The following is a 15,096-nucleotide window of genomic DNA, read 5'->3' as shown; positions in this document are numbered from 1 at the left end:
TTGACAAATTTCTTGACAAAAGACATGAAATCTGCTAATAATTGTAATTTGTGGAAACTTTACCCTTTAATATAATCTCTTGGCTAACGTCATTGTCATAGGTGCCCAGTGGGGCGATGAAGGAAAAGGTAAAATAACTGACTTACTCAGCCGCTCCGCAGACGTGGTGGTACGTTATCAAGGGGGAGTTAACGCTGGGCATACAATCGTAGTCCAAGGTCAGACGTTTAAGCTGCACTTAATCCCCTCTGGTATTTTGTATCCAAAAACTGAATGTATCATTGGCTGTGGCACAGTCATAGATCCACAGGTTTTGATCAAAGAACTCGAACAACTAGAACAATTAAATATTTCTACGGCTAATCTGCTGATATCTCAGACGGCTCATGTCACCATGCCCTATCATCGCATGATTGACAAGGCATCCGAGGAAGTTCGGGGAAATCATAAAATCGGCACAACAGGTAGAGGCATTGGTCCGACCTACGCGGATAAATCAGAACGTACAGGCATCAGGATGTTAGACCTGATGGACACCGATGACCTGCGTGAGCAGTTGGAACGGACGATAAACTATAAAAATACCATTTTAGAAAAGCTGTACAATCTACCGCCCTTGAATCCACAAGCAGTGATTGAGGAGTATTTAGGTTATGCAGAACGCTTGCGTCCTTTTGTCGTTGATACATCGTTGAAAATCTACGATGCAGTTTTACGGCGACGAAATATTTTGTTTGAAGGCGCACAAGGGACATTACTTGACCTGGATCATGGAACTTATCCCTACGTCACATCCTCCAACCCAGTCGCTGGGGGGGCTTGCGTTGGTAGTGGATTAGGGCCGACAATGATAGATCGGGTAATTGGTGTATCCAAAGCCTATACTACAAGAGTGGGAGAAGGTCCATTCCCCACAGAACTAAATGGCGAAATTGGGAACTTGCTAGGCGATCGCGGTGCAGAATTTGGCACAACTACAGGGCGCAAACGTCGCTGTGGTTGGTTTGATGCGGTTATCGGGCGTTATGCAGTCCGTATTAACGGGATGGATTGCATGGCACTTACCAAACTAGATGTTCTCGATGAATTAGAGGAAATCAATGTTTGTGTGGCTTATGAAATTGATGGTGAACGCTGCGAAGACTTCCCCACCAGCGCTCGTCAGTTCGCTCGTTGTCGTCCCATCTACAAAACTGTACCAGGATGGCAAGTTTCAACAAGTCACTGTCGTACCCTGGAAGAGTTGCCACAAAAAGCACTGGACTATCTGAAATTCTTAGCAGAATTAATGAAAGTGCCGATCGCAATTGTTTCCTTGGGAGCAAGTCGTGATCAAACTATCATTGTCGAAGACCCGATTCACGGTCCCAAACGCGCACTGTTGCAACCCAACGGTACACCTGTTTAGTCATTGGTCATTGGTCATTGGTCATTGGTCATTGGTTAGTAGCAAAATAACTGACAACAGACAACAGACAACGAATAACTAACAATTAACAAATTAACAAATTATATGGCGATCGCACTCGAATCTAAACCCCGTCCCGAAGGTAGCAAACCCAGAGCTTTGCGCCGTTCAGGCTTAATTCCCGCCAACTTGTATGGTCACAAAGGAATTGAATCAATTGCTCTCGTTCTTGATGCTAAAGTTGTAGAACGCCTGCTCAAGCAAGTTACCCCCAACAAAACCGAAATCGAACTCAGCATTCCTGAATTGGAGTGGACTGGTACAACCGTAATCCGCGAACTTCAGATCCACCCAGCCAAAGGCACACCTTATCACCTAAGTTTTTTTGCTGGCGCTAAAGGCTAAAATTCAGGTAATACAGCAGGAAGTAGGGGCGCAGGGCCCGCGCCCAGTCAGGAGTAAAACTGGCTTTGTGTATAGGTTTCAATTTAGATTTTGTAACTCCTAAATACGCCACCTACTGTAATAACGAAGAGAACCAGGGTTAACCCTGGTTTTTTTGTGGAAAAATTATTTATAGTAGGGAACGGGGAACAGGGAATAGGGAACAGTCCAGAAATTTATCACCAATTACCAATAAAAATGACAGAAACCAATCTCCCGAATTTAATCTTACAAATGTTACAACCAGGATTTTATCCTCATCCCGTAACAGAACCAATTCAACTAATTCAAACTCATATTTCCTATGTCCTCCTCACCGGGGATTATGCTTACAAACTCAAAAAACCAGCCAACTTTGGTTTTTTAGACTTTTCCACCTTAGAAAAACGACACCATTTTTGTCAAGAAGAACTGCGGCTAAATCAAAGAGGTGCAGGTGAATTATATTTAGAAGTTCTCCCCGTAACCTTAGTAGGTGAACAATACCATTTAGGTGGCACAGGAGAAGCCGTAGAATATGCAGTAAAGATGCGTCAATTTCCCCAAGAAACCCTATTTAGTGAACTTTTTGCCAGTGGAAACTTGCCAGAAAGTCACTTAGAAGAATTGGGACGAGTTGTAGCTGAATATCATGCAAAAACCGAAACAAACGATTATATTCGCAGTTTTGGAGAAGTCTCCCAAGTCCGATTAGCAATTGATGAGAATTATCAACAAGCTGAAAAATATATTGGTGGTCCTCAAACCAAAGAACAATTTGAAGAAACAAAACAATATACAGACAACTTCTTTCTCCAACATCCAGAACTATTTAAAAGCAGAATTGACAATAACTATATTCGTGAATGTCACGGCGATTTGCACCTCAGAAATATTGCTCTTTGGCATGACAAAATTATGCTATTTGATTGTATAGAATTCAATGAGCCTTTCCGCTTTGTGGATGTCATGTATGACGTAGCATTTACAGTCATGGATATTGAAGCCAGAGGACGGAAAGAATTAGGAAATGCCTTTTTAAATACCTACGTAGAGCAAACTGGAGACTGGGAAGGTTTACAGGTATTACCTTTATACTTAAGCCGTCAAGCCTATGTGCGAGCTAAGGTAAGTTCTTTCTTATTAGATGATCCTAACATCCCGGCTGCGGTCAAAGAAGAATCTGCAAAAACCGCATCTGCATATTATCGTCAAGCCTGGGAATATACTAAACCCCAACAGGGAAAACTGATTTTAATGTCAGGATTATCTGGTGCTGGTAAAAGTACCACAGCTAAATATTTGGCGCGGAAACTCAACGCAGTTCATCTCCGTTCTGATGCTGTGCGTAAGCATTTAGCGAGAATTCCCCTCTTAGAAAAAGGTGGGGATGAAATCTACACACCAGAAATGACCCAAAAAACCTATAACCGATTATTAGCATTAGGAATTATCCTGGCTAATCAAGGTTGGTCTGTGATTTTAGATGCCAAATATGATCGCCAGGATTTACGGGAAGCAGCTATTTCCCAAGCTACACAGCATCAATTACCTGTACATATTATCAACTGTACCGCACCGTTAGAAGTTGTCACAGAACGATTGCTGAACCGCACTGGTGATATTGCTGATGCAACTGCTGATTTATTAGCATCCCAAATCAAGCAATCTCAACCATTTACAAATCTCGAACAACCTTATATAACAGTTGTGGATACAACTCAACCGCTAGACACGCAATTATCAAAACTGATTTAATTTTTGTCTAGTTAACTTAGGGTTTAGCATTGCGCTTTACCCTAACAAAATTACAGTTTTCTCGTTTTCTCCTGACTCCTGGGCGGGGAAACCCCGCCCCTACTCCTGACTCCTAATATTATGGCACCAAAAAATAATCTACTAGGCGATATTTTCTCTTCCTCACCTAACTTTCTTTCTCAACTGTTATTTGGATTATTTTTATTTATTATCTCCAGAATTGCTAATGCTTCAGTTCCTCTCAGTCTATTCATAGCCATTATGGGTGGTGTCACCTTGGGGTGGTTCACATCTGTTAATGATAGTAATTCTGAACCTGCTACTGTCGCCTCTAATGATGGCATTGATGCTGGATTAAAATATTGGTTGTTTTTTATGATGGGCTGCCTTTTCCTCGGTTATTCAGCCCCTATGAGTATTATATTCGGTGCGATCGCTGGAGTTGGTGGAGGTTGGATTATTGGTTGGTGGAGAAGTGAGGAGGCCTTACAAACACAATTATCAGAGGAGATTGTGGAAGAAATAAATCCAGAACAGCCGAGTGAAAGAAGTGCAAAAAGACGCAAAAGAAAACCTACTCGGCGCTTCCGTCGGGACTCTGCAACTTTCAATTTTCGCTTTTGGGAAAAGTAATTAACAATTGATAATTAGGATTATAAAATTAAATTGTCTGATAGAGTAGCGTGGCGTTAGCCATTTCAGACAAAAAAATATCATACAATAGTGAATAAATATTCACCTTAATTAACTATGCAACCCACAGAATCACCCTTACAATTGCGGCTGTGGACTGTTGATGAATACCACAGAATGGCTGAAGCAGGAATATTTGAACCAAGTGAACGGGTAGAATTATTAGAGGGGAAAATAATCTGGATGGTTGCTAATTTCACCGTCTTGCGATTTGTCCAGTAATCTGTGGTGTAGATTGACAAAAATAAATCTTCAATGACAACGCGACACAAAAAATGATAAGGTTAAGACCTTTAAAATACCTTATCGTTTATCAGTATGTCAGTCTCTATCACTATCTCTCAACTAGTTGAAGTTCTTATAGCTGAACCTGTGAATGTATCTGTATCTAGTTTAGCTCAGTTGGCTATTGGGATACAAACAGATACCCGCATTTTGCAACCAGGGGAAGTGTTTTTGGCTTTGCGAGGAGAAAAGTTTGACGGACATGATTTTGTACCCACAGCGATCGCTCAAGGGGCTATAGTTGCAATAGTTGATCGTCATTACGAAAATGCCGGTTTTCCGGTTTTGCGGGTTAAAGATACTTTAAAGGCATATCAACAAATTGCTAAATGGTGGCGCGAAAGCTTTGCTATTCCTGTCATTGGCATCACAGGTTCAGTCGGGAAAACCACAACTAAAGAATTAATTGCCGCAGTTTTAGCCACAAAAGGCAAAGTTCATAAAACCTACGGGAATTTTAATAATGAAATAGGTGTTCCCAGAACCCTGTTAGAAATGGGTAGAGAAAATGACTTTGCTGTGATCGAAATGGCGATGCGAGGCAGGGGACAAATTGCCGAATTGACAGAAATCGCTAAACCGACAATTGGGGTAATTACTAATGTAGGCACGGCACATATTGAGTTACTTGGTTCAGAACAAGCCATTGCAGAAGCTAAATGTGAATTATTAGCAACCATGCCCAATGATAGTATTGCTATTCTTAATTATGATAATCCATTATTAATGGAAACGGCAGCGAAGTTCTGGCAAGGTAAAGTTATCAGTTATGGTTTTTCCGGTGGCGATATTCAAGGAATATTAACTGATAATCAAACTGTAGAAGTTGCCGGAAAGAATCTACCTTTACCTTTACCCGGTCGTCATAATGCTACTAATTTTTTAGCAGCTTTAGCAGTAGCCAAGGTATTAAAAATTGATTGGCAATTATTACAATCTGGTATTAAGGTAAATATGCCCACAGGTAGAAGTCAACGCTTCACTTTAGCTAATGATGTGGTGATTTTAGATGAAACCTATAATGCCGCCCCAGAAGCCATGTTAGCAGCTTTGCAGTTGTTAGCAGACACACCCGGAAAGCGAAAAATTGCGGTTTTAGGGGCAATGAAAGAACTAGGAGAAAGATCCCCAGAACTTCATCGGAAAGTTGGAGAAATGGTCAAAAATTTGCATCTAGATGGTTTATTGGTATTAGTTGATGGTCAAGATGCAGAAATTATTGCTAATAGTGCTGATAATATATCTTGCGAATGTTTCACAAATCATGCTGATTTGGTAACAAGATTAAAAACATTTATGCAAACAGGCGATCGCCTATTATTCAAAGCCGCCCATTCGGTGGGATTAGATCGAGTTGTTAACCAATTACGGGCAGAAATCACCAATTAAAAAGAGTTGAAAATTGTATTTTCAATATGTTGTCTATTGTCTATTTGCTATAGTTTAGACAAAACAAACTTAATTAAGTCGGCATTTTCTCGGAAATATAATCCATAAAAAAACCACACTCTTTTGTAGAAATGTTCCATGAAACATCTTTACTGTAGTGGTATGCACTTGAATGAGATACAGGAATTAAATTGAAAAACCTGTAGGGGTGGGGTTTCCCCGCCCTCGATTGTACTATTAACAGCTAGACAAAAATAATTTAATAAAGTCTTATCTATTAATATCAAAGTCTTGCATTTATAAATTATCTTTGAAAGAATCAAAACAAAGGTTAGTCAATATCAAGTCTAATCTCATTCCTTTGATGTCAAGACCATATATAAAGGAGGAATTATCATGGCTAATATCAAAATATCCACACTACTTCCTGTCGGTTATGATTTATTTAATGATGCTGCTAGTTTCCTCAATGAATTAGCTACCGAGGAAGTACAAGATGTTTTTGGTGGTGGTTATGGTGGCTATGGTAGAGGTTATGGTGGTTACAAGCACTCTTGCTGCTGGGGTTACTGCCGTTAAGATTACCAAAAATAGCTGTTAGTTAATTAACAGCTATTCTGAATATTCAGAATAGTAATTTCTATTTTTTACTACTATTCTGAATATTCAATGCAAAGCTGACTTTTGTTGTAATTATTTATCAAAAGAAAACAATTGTAGAGAATTTCTCCGCCAGACAATTACCAAAAGATTAGTCAATAAACAGGTGATTGCTAAGGATAACAGGATGTAAGTTGGCGGCATAACCACACCAATCATAAACCAAGTATAAACGTGCAGCATCATAATACTAGCAAACGTACACGCGAATCCTATAGACATCAACACCTGACCCATAGGACGATTGAGAACGGTGAGGACAATTGTTAATAAGGTTGTCAGAATATTGGCTGGAACAAGAAAGGCACAAATGCCTATACAGTTATTGCGGGAAAATTCGATTAAGGCGTTGAAATCTAACATTAATTTTTGGGGATGATTGTAGTAGGTTCTTATGATTAAGTTTTATTATAAATAATAATTATAAATAATATGATGATTGAACTCATAGTACCATAGTACCTTAAAAGTGAGTAATCACACCATTTATGTAACAATTTTTAAAGAATTAGCCTTGGTAACTAAATTTATGAATGAGAGAGACGCTGTAAGGAACGTCTCTATAAGGTTTCCCCGATAACGCTAAAAGACTCTCTCGGATTAACCCATCAAAATCACAGTATCAATGACATGAATCACGCCATTATCAGCATCAATATCTGCCGCTAAAACTGTGGCATTTTTCACCTCAAAACCATCTTCACAATTAATTTTAATCGCAGAACCTTCCACAGAAGTGACTGTACCAAGTTTTGCCAAATCAGCCTTCGTTAACTTGCCAGGCACGACATGATAGGTGAGAATGCGTGCTAATTGGGGAAGATTTTGTAATAAAGTTGTAATTGTGCCAGGGGGTAATTTAGCAAAAGCATCATCAGTTGGTGCGAACACGGTGAATGGACCAGGACTTTTCAATGTTTCTACTAAACCAGCAGCTTGTACAGCCGCTACTAAAGTTTTAAACCCATCACTACTAACTGCAATATCAACAATATCAGCCATTGACTTTACCTCATATCTACCAAAGGTTCTCAAAAATAGTAAATCATGTTTAAGTTTTATTATAAAAATTCTGGTAAAATATTATTGGATAATTTTACTAATGTTTTTCTATACATAAAATGAGTAAACGCACTTATGCCATATTGGGAACTGGCGCATTAGGTGGATTTTATGGCGCAAAACTCCAAAAATCCGGTTTAGAAGTTCACTATTTACTCAAAAGCGATTACCAACAGGTAAGGGAAAACGGTCTCATGATTGAGTCTAAAAATGGTGACTTCACCCTCCCCAAAGTTAATGCTTATAATAATGTAGACAAGATGCCACGGTGTGATGTGGTAATAATATCACTAAAAACTACCCAAAATCAACTTTTACCCAATTTATTACCACCAATAGTTAAAGATGACGGAGTAGTATTGGTATTACAAAATGGATTGGATATAGAGTCAGAAATTGCAGAAATTGTCAATAATGTCAGCATTATTGGGGGGTTATGTTTTCTCTGTTCTAATAGAGTTGCACCAGGACATATTCATCATTTAGATTATGGACAAATTACTTTAGGTGAATATAAATCTAATTATCAATTAACTGGCATTACTCAAAAAATGCGAGAAGTTACCACAGATTTTGAAAATGCTGGTATATCTATAGAATTATTAGAAGATTTACTATTAGGACGTTGGAAAAAGTTAGTCTGGAATATTCCCTATAATGGTTTATCTGTAATTCTTGATGGCAGAACAGATGAATTGATGACGGATATTCACACTCGTCAGTTAGTGGAAACTTTGATGTGGGAAGTAGTCGCAGGGGCAAAAAGTACAGGAAGAATAATTCCTGAAAGTTTTGTTCAAACCATGTTAGATTACACCACAAAAATGAAACCCTACCGCACCAGTATGAAAATTGATTTTGATGAAAAGCGTCCTTTAGAAGTAGAAGCAATTTTTGGTAATCCATTAAGAAAAGCTGAATCAGCAGGTGTATATTTGCAGCAAATTCGTTGTTTATATCAACAATTAAAGTTTTTAGATATGAGAAATAAGGGCGTTGCTGAATTGAGGTATGAAATTCCCAAATTGAACCTTTAAAGCTCAAACCTCAGTGCGTCTTTGCTACGGCAGTCGCTCATGGGGGAAACCCCCAAGACCGCGCTGCCTCGCCTTTGCGTGAGACTAAAATTCATACCCTTAATCAGCAACGCCGAAAAATTAAGGGTTCTGAACCCAGGAAGGTGGGTTTTGTCTGTGTAGCCGCGACTTCTAGTCGCCCTTGCCAGTAATAAATTAGACTTTTCAAACACCCTCTAAGGAAGAGTAATTTGGCTGTGTTCTTTGATGCTGAAAAATTAGCAGATAAGCCGATAAAATTAGTCATAATGCTTGTAGCCGTTCAAGTTGTCAAAATTCTATAGGACTCCTATTTGAGTTATGAACTAGTTTTTTTAACGAACCACTCCAGACACAGAGGACACAGAGGTAGGAAAATAAGAGATGTGATACCTACGGCACGCTTCGCGAACACATTTCATTTAGGATTGCTATAGATTGAAATATAAGGTGAATGAATTAAAATTATTGCTATGCTAAACCGAATCAAAGACTTAACAACAAACATATCACCCCGCTTAGTCGAAATCCGTCGCCATATTCACGCGCATCCAGAACTTAGTGGCGAAGAATATCAAACCGCTGCTTTTATTGCAGGTGTGTTGTCTGCCAATGGCTTGCACGTAGAAGAAGGCATAGGTAAAACCGGTGTCATTGGTGAATTACAAGGAACTCAACCTAGTGATAGGATCTTAGCAATTCGCACTGATATGGATGCTTTGCCCATTCAAGAGCGCACAAATTTAGAATATGCTTCTCGAATTGAAGGAGTTATGCACGCCTGTGGACATGATATTCATACTACGGTAGGTTTGGGGACAGCGATGGTACTTTCCCAAATTGCCCCAGAATTGGGTGGAAAGGTGCGGTTTTTATTTCAACCTGCCGAAGAAATTGCCCAAGGTGCAAATTGGATGGTAAAAGATGGAGTGATGAATAATGTGGCGGCTATTTTAGGGTTGCACGTTTTTCCCTCCATTCCTGCGGGTTCAGTGGGTATTCGCTACGGTGCGTTGACAGCCGCAGCAGATAATTTAGAAATTATGATTATTGGTGAATCTGGACATGGTGCGCGTCCCCATGAAGCCATAGATGCAATTTGGATTGCAGCGCAAGTGATTACATCATTGCAACAAGCTATTAGCCGTACTCAAAATCCTTTGCGTCCCGTAGTGTTGAGTATTGGGCAAATTAATGGGGGAAGAGCGCCAAATGTGATTGCTGATAAAGTCCAATTATTAGGAACAGTGCGATCGCTTCACCCAGAAACCCGCGACAAACTACCACAGTGGATTGAAAATATAGTTGCTAATGTTTGTAATTCTTACAATGCAAAATATCAAGTTAACTATCATCAAGGTGTACCTAGTGTCCAAAATGATAACGCATTAACACAATTATTACAATCATCGGCAGAAGAAGCTTGGACTAATAATTGTGTCCAAATTTTACCAGAACCATCTTTAGGTGCAGAAGATTTTTCTGTTTATTTAGAACACGCCCCTGGTTCAATGTTTCGTTTAGGTGTAGGCTATGAAGGGAGAATAATTAATCATCCCTTGCATCATCCCCAATTTGAAGTTGATGAATCTGCTATTATTACTGGAGTAGTCACATTAGCTTATGCAGCTTATAAATATTGGCTAAATTCAGAACTATGATTTGCATGATTTATTTGATTTCGATGATTAATTAGTCGGAACAAATTAAACAAATCATAAACATCACAGTTGAGAATTCGCTCTTTAAATAAATTTAAGAAAAATACACTGCCAATCATGCCACCAATCGAAACTAAAGATTCAAATTCATCAGAACAAACGACTAATAATTGGTATTTAGTCGGTGTCCGTTCTAAAAAAAGAGAAGTATTTTTAAAATATCTGAATTTAGCTATTGAACAAAATCACTTACAAGATTTGATTATGGAGATAAAAAGTCCCCAAGATGCAGTTTATCAAGATATTGTTTTATTAAAAATCAGTAATTTTAAAACTGCTTGTACACAACTTCAAAAAATCGAATGTTTCCAAAATATTGAACGCAAACCTTTAGCATTACCACAGGTAAATAGAATGTTGGGTATTGGGTGAACTTTGCTACAAATAGCTGATCACCTACTTGTAAAAAATGCTTCATAACCGTCAACAAAGCAAGTTAATTATCATTTCTACACTCATCGTTATAGCGATGGGTTTTTTCTTTAAATATTATCGAGGAATTGGACATGAATGGTTAAATAATTATGGTGCAGCGATATTTTATGAAATATTTTGGTGTTTATTTGCTTTTGGGTTTTTCAGAAGTAAAAAAGCCGTTATCCAAATTCCTATCTGGGTGTTTATTCTGACCTGCATTGTTGAATTTTTACAACTTTGGCATCCACCATTATTAGAAGCCATTCGTGCTACTTTCGCTTGGTGGGATTTTCCTCATTATCTGTTAGGTTCTATTTTGGGTTGGTTGTGCTTAGAAAAACTTCGAGAAATAGATCATGCAAAAAAGAGTAAAAGTTAAACCAAACTCCAAACAACAAAAGATTGAGGAATTAGCAGATGGTAGTTTAACTGTACATCTCAAATCACCACCTGTAGATGGTAAAGCTAATCAAGAGTTAATTAAACTATTAGCTAAAAAGTTTGATGTTCCTCAATCCTCTATCTCAATTAAATCTGGGACAACATCTCGACAAAAATTAATTGAAATTGATGGGATTTAGGGACCAGGGACTGGGGAATAGTTTTTATAATTACCAATTACCAATTACCAATAAAATTAACCACGCCATTTGGCACAATTGCTAGGTATGATATTTTATCTACAAACATTTACCCAGCAAAACTTGACTATGACTCAAAACTACCGCATTACCTTACTTCCTGGCGATGGCATTGGTCCTGAAATTATGTCCGTAGCGGTGGACGTGCTAAAAGTCGTAGGGAAACGATTTGATCTTAGCTTTGAATTTTCTACAGCCTTAATTGGTGGCGCTGCTATTGACGCAACCGGCGAACCTCTACCCGCTGTCACCTTAGATATGTGTCGACATAGCGATTCCGTCTTACTCGCTGCTATTGGTGGTTATAAATGGGATTCTCTGCCCTCAAATTTGCGCCCAGAAGCGGGTTTATTAGGACTGCGGGCGGGTTTAGAACTGTTTGCTAATTTACGTCCTGCCAAAATTCTTCCCCAATTAATTGACGCTTCTACCTTGAAACGGGAAGTTGTGGAAGGTGTAGATATTATGGTGGTGCGGGAACTCACTGGTGGAATTTATTTTGGTAAACCCAAAGGTATTTTTGCCACTGAAACTGGAGAAAAACGTGGTGTAAATACGATGGTTTACACAGAATCGGAAATTGAACGAATTGGGCGCGTAGCCTTTGAAACAGCGCGAAAACGGGGTGGTAAACTCTGTTCTGTGGATAAAGCCAATGTGTTAGAAGTATCTCAATTGTGGCGAGAACGAATTACTCAACTTTCCTTAGAGTATACTGATGTGGAATTATCTCATTTATATGTGGATAACGCTGCCATGCAATTAGTTCGCGCTCCCAAACAATTTGATACAATTGTCACAGGCAACCTCTTTGGTGATATTCTCTCCGATGCGGCAGCGATGTTAACTGGTAGTATAGGAATGTTACCTTCCGCCAGTTTGGGTGCTGATGGTCCGGGTGTCTATGAACCAGTTCACGGTTCAGCCCCAGATATTGCCGGACTTGATCAAGCCAACCCTCTAGCACAGGTTTTAAGTGCCGCCATGATGTTGCGTTATGCTTTCAACCAACCAGAAGCAGCAGACTTAATTGAAAACAGTGTGTTACAAGTTTTACAACAAGGTTATCGCACAGGAGATATTATGTCCCCAGGAATGAAACTAGTCGGTTGTCAAGCTATGGGCGCAGCACTCATGGAAATTCTGCAACTAAAATCACGTTAAAGGATAAATCTGAAAATTTTGGCATCTATTGTGAAAATTTTCAGATAAACTAAGAGCAAATCTATAACTTACATAAAAGCAAATAGTGTACGCTTTACAACAAGAACAAGCAAACTTTACCTCACAAAAAAAGCACCCGTCTTTGATTGATCCTACTGTAATTAGAGCCGCTAGTCATATTTACTACACCTACTGTGAAGTTCATCCAGAAATAGTAGGAAAAGCTACAGGGGTAGCAATTAGTCGGGTAACTCATCGGGGTAAGGTGATTTTTACTCATTACCCAGTGCTGTTACCACAGGAATGCTTTGTCCCGTTAAATCAAATTGAGTCCTATATGTATTAGTCAACTCACAACTGACAAATAACAATATGGACATTTTGATTTATCTTCCAGCCAGTATCATTGTTTTTGTCTTGGGGACATCTCTCGGTAGTTTTATTAATGTTGTAGTTTATCGGCTACCGGCTGGGTTATCAGTGCTGTGGCCCCCTTCTCGCTGTCCCAAGTGCTTAAATAGGTTAAAAACCTATGATAATATCCCAGTTTTTGGTTGGTTGTGGTTAAAAGGGCGGTGTCGTTATTGCCAGACTCAGATTTCTCGCCGTTATCCATTAATAGAGGCGTTAACAGGGATAATATTTTTAATAGTATTTTGGGTTTTTCAATTTTCAATTTTCACCATCGGCTATTGGGCTTTTTGTAGCTGGTTATTGGCTCTATCTCTCATAGATTTAGATACAATGACCCTACCCAACCCGTTGACTAAATCGGGTTTAATTTTAGGAATAGTCTTTCAAATGGCTATTGGTTGGTTATCAGAACCGACTGCGGTGGGCTTATCAAAACGCTTAATGACCGGAATAGCCGGTACTGTTCTAGGTTTATGGTTGTTTGATGCGATCGCCCTTTTAGGTTCTATGGCTTTTGGCAAAACGGTCATGGGCGCAGGTGACGCTAAATTAGCTGCTATGATGGGAGCATGGTTAGGATGGCGTTATTTACTCCTAGCGGGTTTTATATCCTGCATTTTGGGAGTATTCATCGGTGGGAGCGCAATTATCCTCTCCCGTCACCAAATGGGACAAAAAATGCCTTTTGGACCATTCCTAGCTTTAGGTGCGGTAATCACTGTTTTTTGCGGTGAAACTATTTTGTCCCACTATATGAGATTATTTTTGCCTGGATATTAACATCATTTTTTAAATCTTTTTTTCATCTTTATGGTTTTATCAGCCCAAACCTGTATCCACCCTGACTGTAGCTGCTATTACCCCATTGAGATTTGAGATGTTGGTAATATCTAAGCAGTCTTAACTATGATTCTTATGATTCTTATGATTAACTAATCAACACAATCACACAAATCATGGTTTAGACATTAATTAATTACCCACATCATAGTTCTGATTTTGACCTAATACCTAATTACATAAGATAAAAATGGCAAACAACGAAGAATCACGCGGTTTAAAGTCTCTATTTGATTGGTTCGCAAATCGGCGTAAATCGGGCAGCACCAACTCAGAACGCCAAGAACGGGAAATTGCCGATGGTTTATGGCATAAATGCCCTAAGTGTGGTGTTCTGAGCTATACAAAAGATTTAAGAGCTAATCAAATGGTTTGCGTTGATTGTGGTCATCATAATCGAGTTGATAGTGATGAACGGATTCGCCAATTAATTGATGCTAATACCTGGAAACCATTAGATGAAAATTTACGTCCTACGGATCCCTTGCAATTCCGCGATCGCAAACCCTACAGCGATCGCTTACGAGAAACACAAGAAAAACTAGGACTGGTAGATGCTGTCAAAACCGGATTAGGTCAAATTAACACCTTACCCATAGCATTAGGAGTCATGGACTTCCGCTTCATGGGTGGAAGCATGGGTTCCGTCGTCGGTGAAAAACTCACCCGCATGATTGAACAAGCCACCCAACGCCGTTATCCTGTAGTCATCATTTGTACATCCGGCGGTGCGAGAATGCAGGAAGGAATGTTGTCTTTAATGCAAATGGCCAAAATATCCGCCGCCCTCCAACGTCACCGAGACTCCAAACTATTATATATCCCCATTTTAACCAACCCCACTACCGGAGGTGTTACCGCCAGTTTCGCCATGTTGGGTGATCTCATCATCGCCGAACCCAAAGCAACAATTGGTTTTGCGGGTAGACGGGTAATTGAACAAACCCTCAGAGAAAAACTCCCTGAAGATTTTCAAACCGCCGAAGACTTACTTAAACACGGATTTGTTGATGATATCGTCCCCCGGACACAATTAAAAAATACCTTGGCACAACTAATTGCCCTCCATCAACCAATCCCCGCAACAACACCAAACATGGTTTTGTGGGAAACAATGAAATTGAGTTCCGCTACTGTTGAGTAGGGGAGTTGGGGGAGTGGGGGAG

The 15,096-nt window shown here is 39.4% G+C and carries 17 protein-coding genes and 1 pseudogene; 16 read left to right on the top strand and 2 right to left on the bottom strand.

Going from position 1 to position 15,096, the window contains the following annotated elements; all coding sequences use genetic code 11:
• Positions 1–79: 79 nt before the first annotated feature.
• The 7 genes and pseudogenes from IQ226_RS11455 (at position 80) to IQ226_RS11425 (ending at position 6,535) form a co-directional block, all read left to right on the top strand.
• The gene (locus IQ226_RS11455; protein WP_193895458.1) at positions 80–1,408 is read left to right on the top strand and encodes an adenylosuccinate synthase; all 1,329 of its coding nucleotides are present in this window, start codon (positions 80–82) and stop codon (positions 1,406–1,408) included.
• 105 nt (positions 1,409–1,513) lie between these two features.
• The gene (rplY, locus tag IQ226_RS11450; protein ID WP_039204609.1) at positions 1,514–1,813 is read left to right on the top strand and encodes a 50S ribosomal protein L25; all 300 of its coding nucleotides are present in this window, start codon (positions 1,514–1,516) and stop codon (positions 1,811–1,813) included.
• 237 nt (positions 1,814–2,050) lie between these two features.
• Complete coding sequence (locus tag IQ226_RS11445; protein WP_193895456.1) at positions 2,051–3,589, top strand: AAA family ATPase; 1,539 nt, start codon at positions 2,051–2,053, stop codon at positions 3,587–3,589.
• Between the two features lie 120 nt (positions 3,590–3,709).
• A complete protein-coding gene (locus tag IQ226_RS11440) occupies positions 3,710–4,222 on the top strand; it encodes a hypothetical protein (protein WP_193895454.1) in 513 nt (170 codons plus the stop codon).
• A 117-nt stretch (positions 4,223–4,339) separates the two neighbouring features.
• Positions 4,340–4,492: pseudogene (locus tag IQ226_RS11435) on the top strand (Uma2 family endonuclease); the annotation flags it as partial.
• Positions 4,493–4,600: 108 nt separating this feature from the next.
• Complete coding sequence (gene murF, locus IQ226_RS11430) at positions 4,601–5,956, top strand: UDP-N-acetylmuramoyl-tripeptide--D-alanyl-D-alanine ligase (protein WP_193895452.1); 1,356 nt, start codon at positions 4,601–4,603, stop codon at positions 5,954–5,956.
• 396 nt (positions 5,957–6,352) lie between these two features.
• Entirely contained in the window at positions 6,353–6,535 is a 183-nt protein-coding gene (locus IQ226_RS11425) for a hypothetical protein (protein ID WP_228039378.1), read from the top strand.
• Positions 6,536–6,649: 114 nt separating this feature from the next.
• Here IQ226_RS11425 and IQ226_RS11420 read toward each other — a convergent pair whose 3' ends face one another.
• A complete protein-coding gene (locus IQ226_RS11420) occupies positions 6,650–6,979 on the bottom strand; it encodes a hypothetical protein (RefSeq protein WP_193895450.1) in 330 nt (109 codons plus the stop codon).
• A gap of 237 nt (positions 6,980–7,216) precedes the next feature.
• Positions 7,217–7,618, bottom strand: a complete 402-nt coding sequence (locus IQ226_RS11415) for a fasciclin domain-containing protein (RefSeq protein WP_193895449.1) — start codon at positions 7,616–7,618, stop codon at positions 7,217–7,219.
• 119 nt (positions 7,619–7,737) lie between these two features.
• Between IQ226_RS11415 and IQ226_RS11410 the strand changes: the two genes are divergently transcribed.
• From IQ226_RS11410 to accD, 9 genes are all read left to right on the top strand, one after another.
• Positions 7,738–8,715, top strand: coding sequence for a putative 2-dehydropantoate 2-reductase (locus IQ226_RS11410; RefSeq protein ID WP_193895447.1), 978 nt, complete (start codon positions 7,738–7,740; stop codon positions 8,713–8,715).
• Positions 8,716–9,206: 491 nt separating this feature from the next.
• Positions 9,207–10,394, top strand: coding sequence for a M20 family metallopeptidase (locus tag IQ226_RS11405; RefSeq protein ID WP_193895445.1), 1,188 nt, complete (start codon positions 9,207–9,209; stop codon positions 10,392–10,394).
• A gap of 117 nt (positions 10,395–10,511) precedes the next feature.
• Complete coding sequence (locus IQ226_RS11400) at positions 10,512–10,826, top strand: chromosome segregation ATPase (protein ID WP_193895443.1); 315 nt, start codon at positions 10,512–10,514, stop codon at positions 10,824–10,826.
• Between the two features lie 37 nt (positions 10,827–10,863).
• The gene (locus IQ226_RS11395; protein ID WP_193895441.1) at positions 10,864–11,250 is read left to right on the top strand and encodes a DUF2809 domain-containing protein; all 387 of its coding nucleotides are present in this window, start codon (positions 10,864–10,866) and stop codon (positions 11,248–11,250) included.
• A complete protein-coding gene (locus IQ226_RS11390) occupies positions 11,228–11,452 on the top strand; it encodes a DUF167 domain-containing protein (RefSeq protein WP_193895438.1) in 225 nt (74 codons plus the stop codon). Before IQ226_RS11395 ends, IQ226_RS11390 begins: the two co-directional genes overlap by 23 nt.
• Before the next feature lie 129 nt (positions 11,453–11,581).
• A complete protein-coding gene (leuB, locus tag IQ226_RS11385) occupies positions 11,582–12,676 on the top strand; it encodes a 3-isopropylmalate dehydrogenase (protein WP_193895436.1) in 1,095 nt (364 codons plus the stop codon).
• Positions 12,677–12,761: 85 nt separating this feature from the next.
• Positions 12,762–13,022: a hypothetical protein gene (locus IQ226_RS11380; RefSeq protein ID WP_193895434.1), complete on the top strand. Its 261-nt coding sequence runs from the start codon at positions 12,762–12,764 to the stop codon at positions 13,020–13,022.
• A gap of 26 nt (positions 13,023–13,048) precedes the next feature.
• Positions 13,049–13,870, top strand: a complete 822-nt coding sequence (locus IQ226_RS11375) for an A24 family peptidase (protein WP_193895433.1) — start codon at positions 13,049–13,051, stop codon at positions 13,868–13,870.
• 250 nt (positions 13,871–14,120) lie between these two features.
• A complete protein-coding gene (gene accD / locus IQ226_RS11370) occupies positions 14,121–15,074 on the top strand; it encodes an acetyl-CoA carboxylase, carboxyltransferase subunit beta (RefSeq protein WP_193895432.1) in 954 nt (317 codons plus the stop codon).
• Positions 15,075–15,096: the final 22 nt, after the last annotated feature.

The sequence above is a fragment of the Dolichospermum sp. LEGE 00240 genome (genome assembly GCF_015207875.1).
In the GTDB taxonomy this organism is placed as follows: domain Bacteria; phylum Cyanobacteriota; class Cyanobacteriia; order Cyanobacteriales; family Nostocaceae; genus Dolichospermum; species Dolichospermum gracile.
Note: the sequence above shows the minus strand (reverse complement) of the source record. Positions and strands in the feature narration are given on the sequence as shown.

Excerpts from the sequence above, each read along its gene's own strand:
- rplY (WP_039204609.1), top strand. The coding sequence starts at position 1,514 with ATGGCGATCGCACTCGAATCTAAACCCCGTCCCGAAGGTAGCAAACCC.
- IQ226_RS11445 (WP_193895456.1), top strand. The coding sequence starts at position 2,051 with ATGACAGAAACCAATCTCCCGAATTTAATCTTACAAATGTTACAACCA.
- IQ226_RS11440 (WP_193895454.1), top strand. The coding sequence starts at position 3,710 with ATGGCACCAAAAAATAATCTACTAGGCGATATTTTCTCTTCCTCACCT.
- murF (WP_193895452.1), top strand. The coding sequence starts at position 4,601 with ATGTCAGTCTCTATCACTATCTCTCAACTAGTTGAAGTTCTTATAGCT.
- IQ226_RS11425 (WP_228039378.1), top strand. The coding sequence starts at position 6,353 with ATGGCTAATATCAAAATATCCACACTACTTCCTGTCGGTTATGATTTA.
- IQ226_RS11420 (WP_193895450.1), bottom strand. The coding sequence starts at position 6,979 with ATGTTAGATTTCAACGCCTTAATCGAATTTTCCCGCAATAACTGTATA.
- IQ226_RS11415 (WP_193895449.1), bottom strand. The coding sequence starts at position 7,618 with ATGGCTGATATTGTTGATATTGCAGTTAGTAGTGATGGGTTTAAAACT.
- IQ226_RS11410 (WP_193895447.1), top strand. The coding sequence starts at position 7,738 with ATGAGTAAACGCACTTATGCCATATTGGGAACTGGCGCATTAGGTGGA.
- IQ226_RS11405 (WP_193895445.1), top strand. The coding sequence starts at position 9,207 with ATGCTAAACCGAATCAAAGACTTAACAACAAACATATCACCCCGCTTA.
- IQ226_RS11400 (WP_193895443.1), top strand. The coding sequence starts at position 10,512 with ATGCCACCAATCGAAACTAAAGATTCAAATTCATCAGAACAAACGACT.
- IQ226_RS11395 (WP_193895441.1), top strand. The coding sequence starts at position 10,864 with ATGCTTCATAACCGTCAACAAAGCAAGTTAATTATCATTTCTACACTC.
- IQ226_RS11390 (WP_193895438.1), top strand. The coding sequence starts at position 11,228 with ATGCAAAAAAGAGTAAAAGTTAAACCAAACTCCAAACAACAAAAGATT.
- leuB (WP_193895436.1), top strand. The coding sequence starts at position 11,582 with ATGACTCAAAACTACCGCATTACCTTACTTCCTGGCGATGGCATTGGT.
- IQ226_RS11375 (WP_193895433.1), top strand. The coding sequence starts at position 13,049 with ATGGACATTTTGATTTATCTTCCAGCCAGTATCATTGTTTTTGTCTTG.
- accD (WP_193895432.1), top strand. The coding sequence starts at position 14,121 with ATGGCAAACAACGAAGAATCACGCGGTTTAAAGTCTCTATTTGATTGG.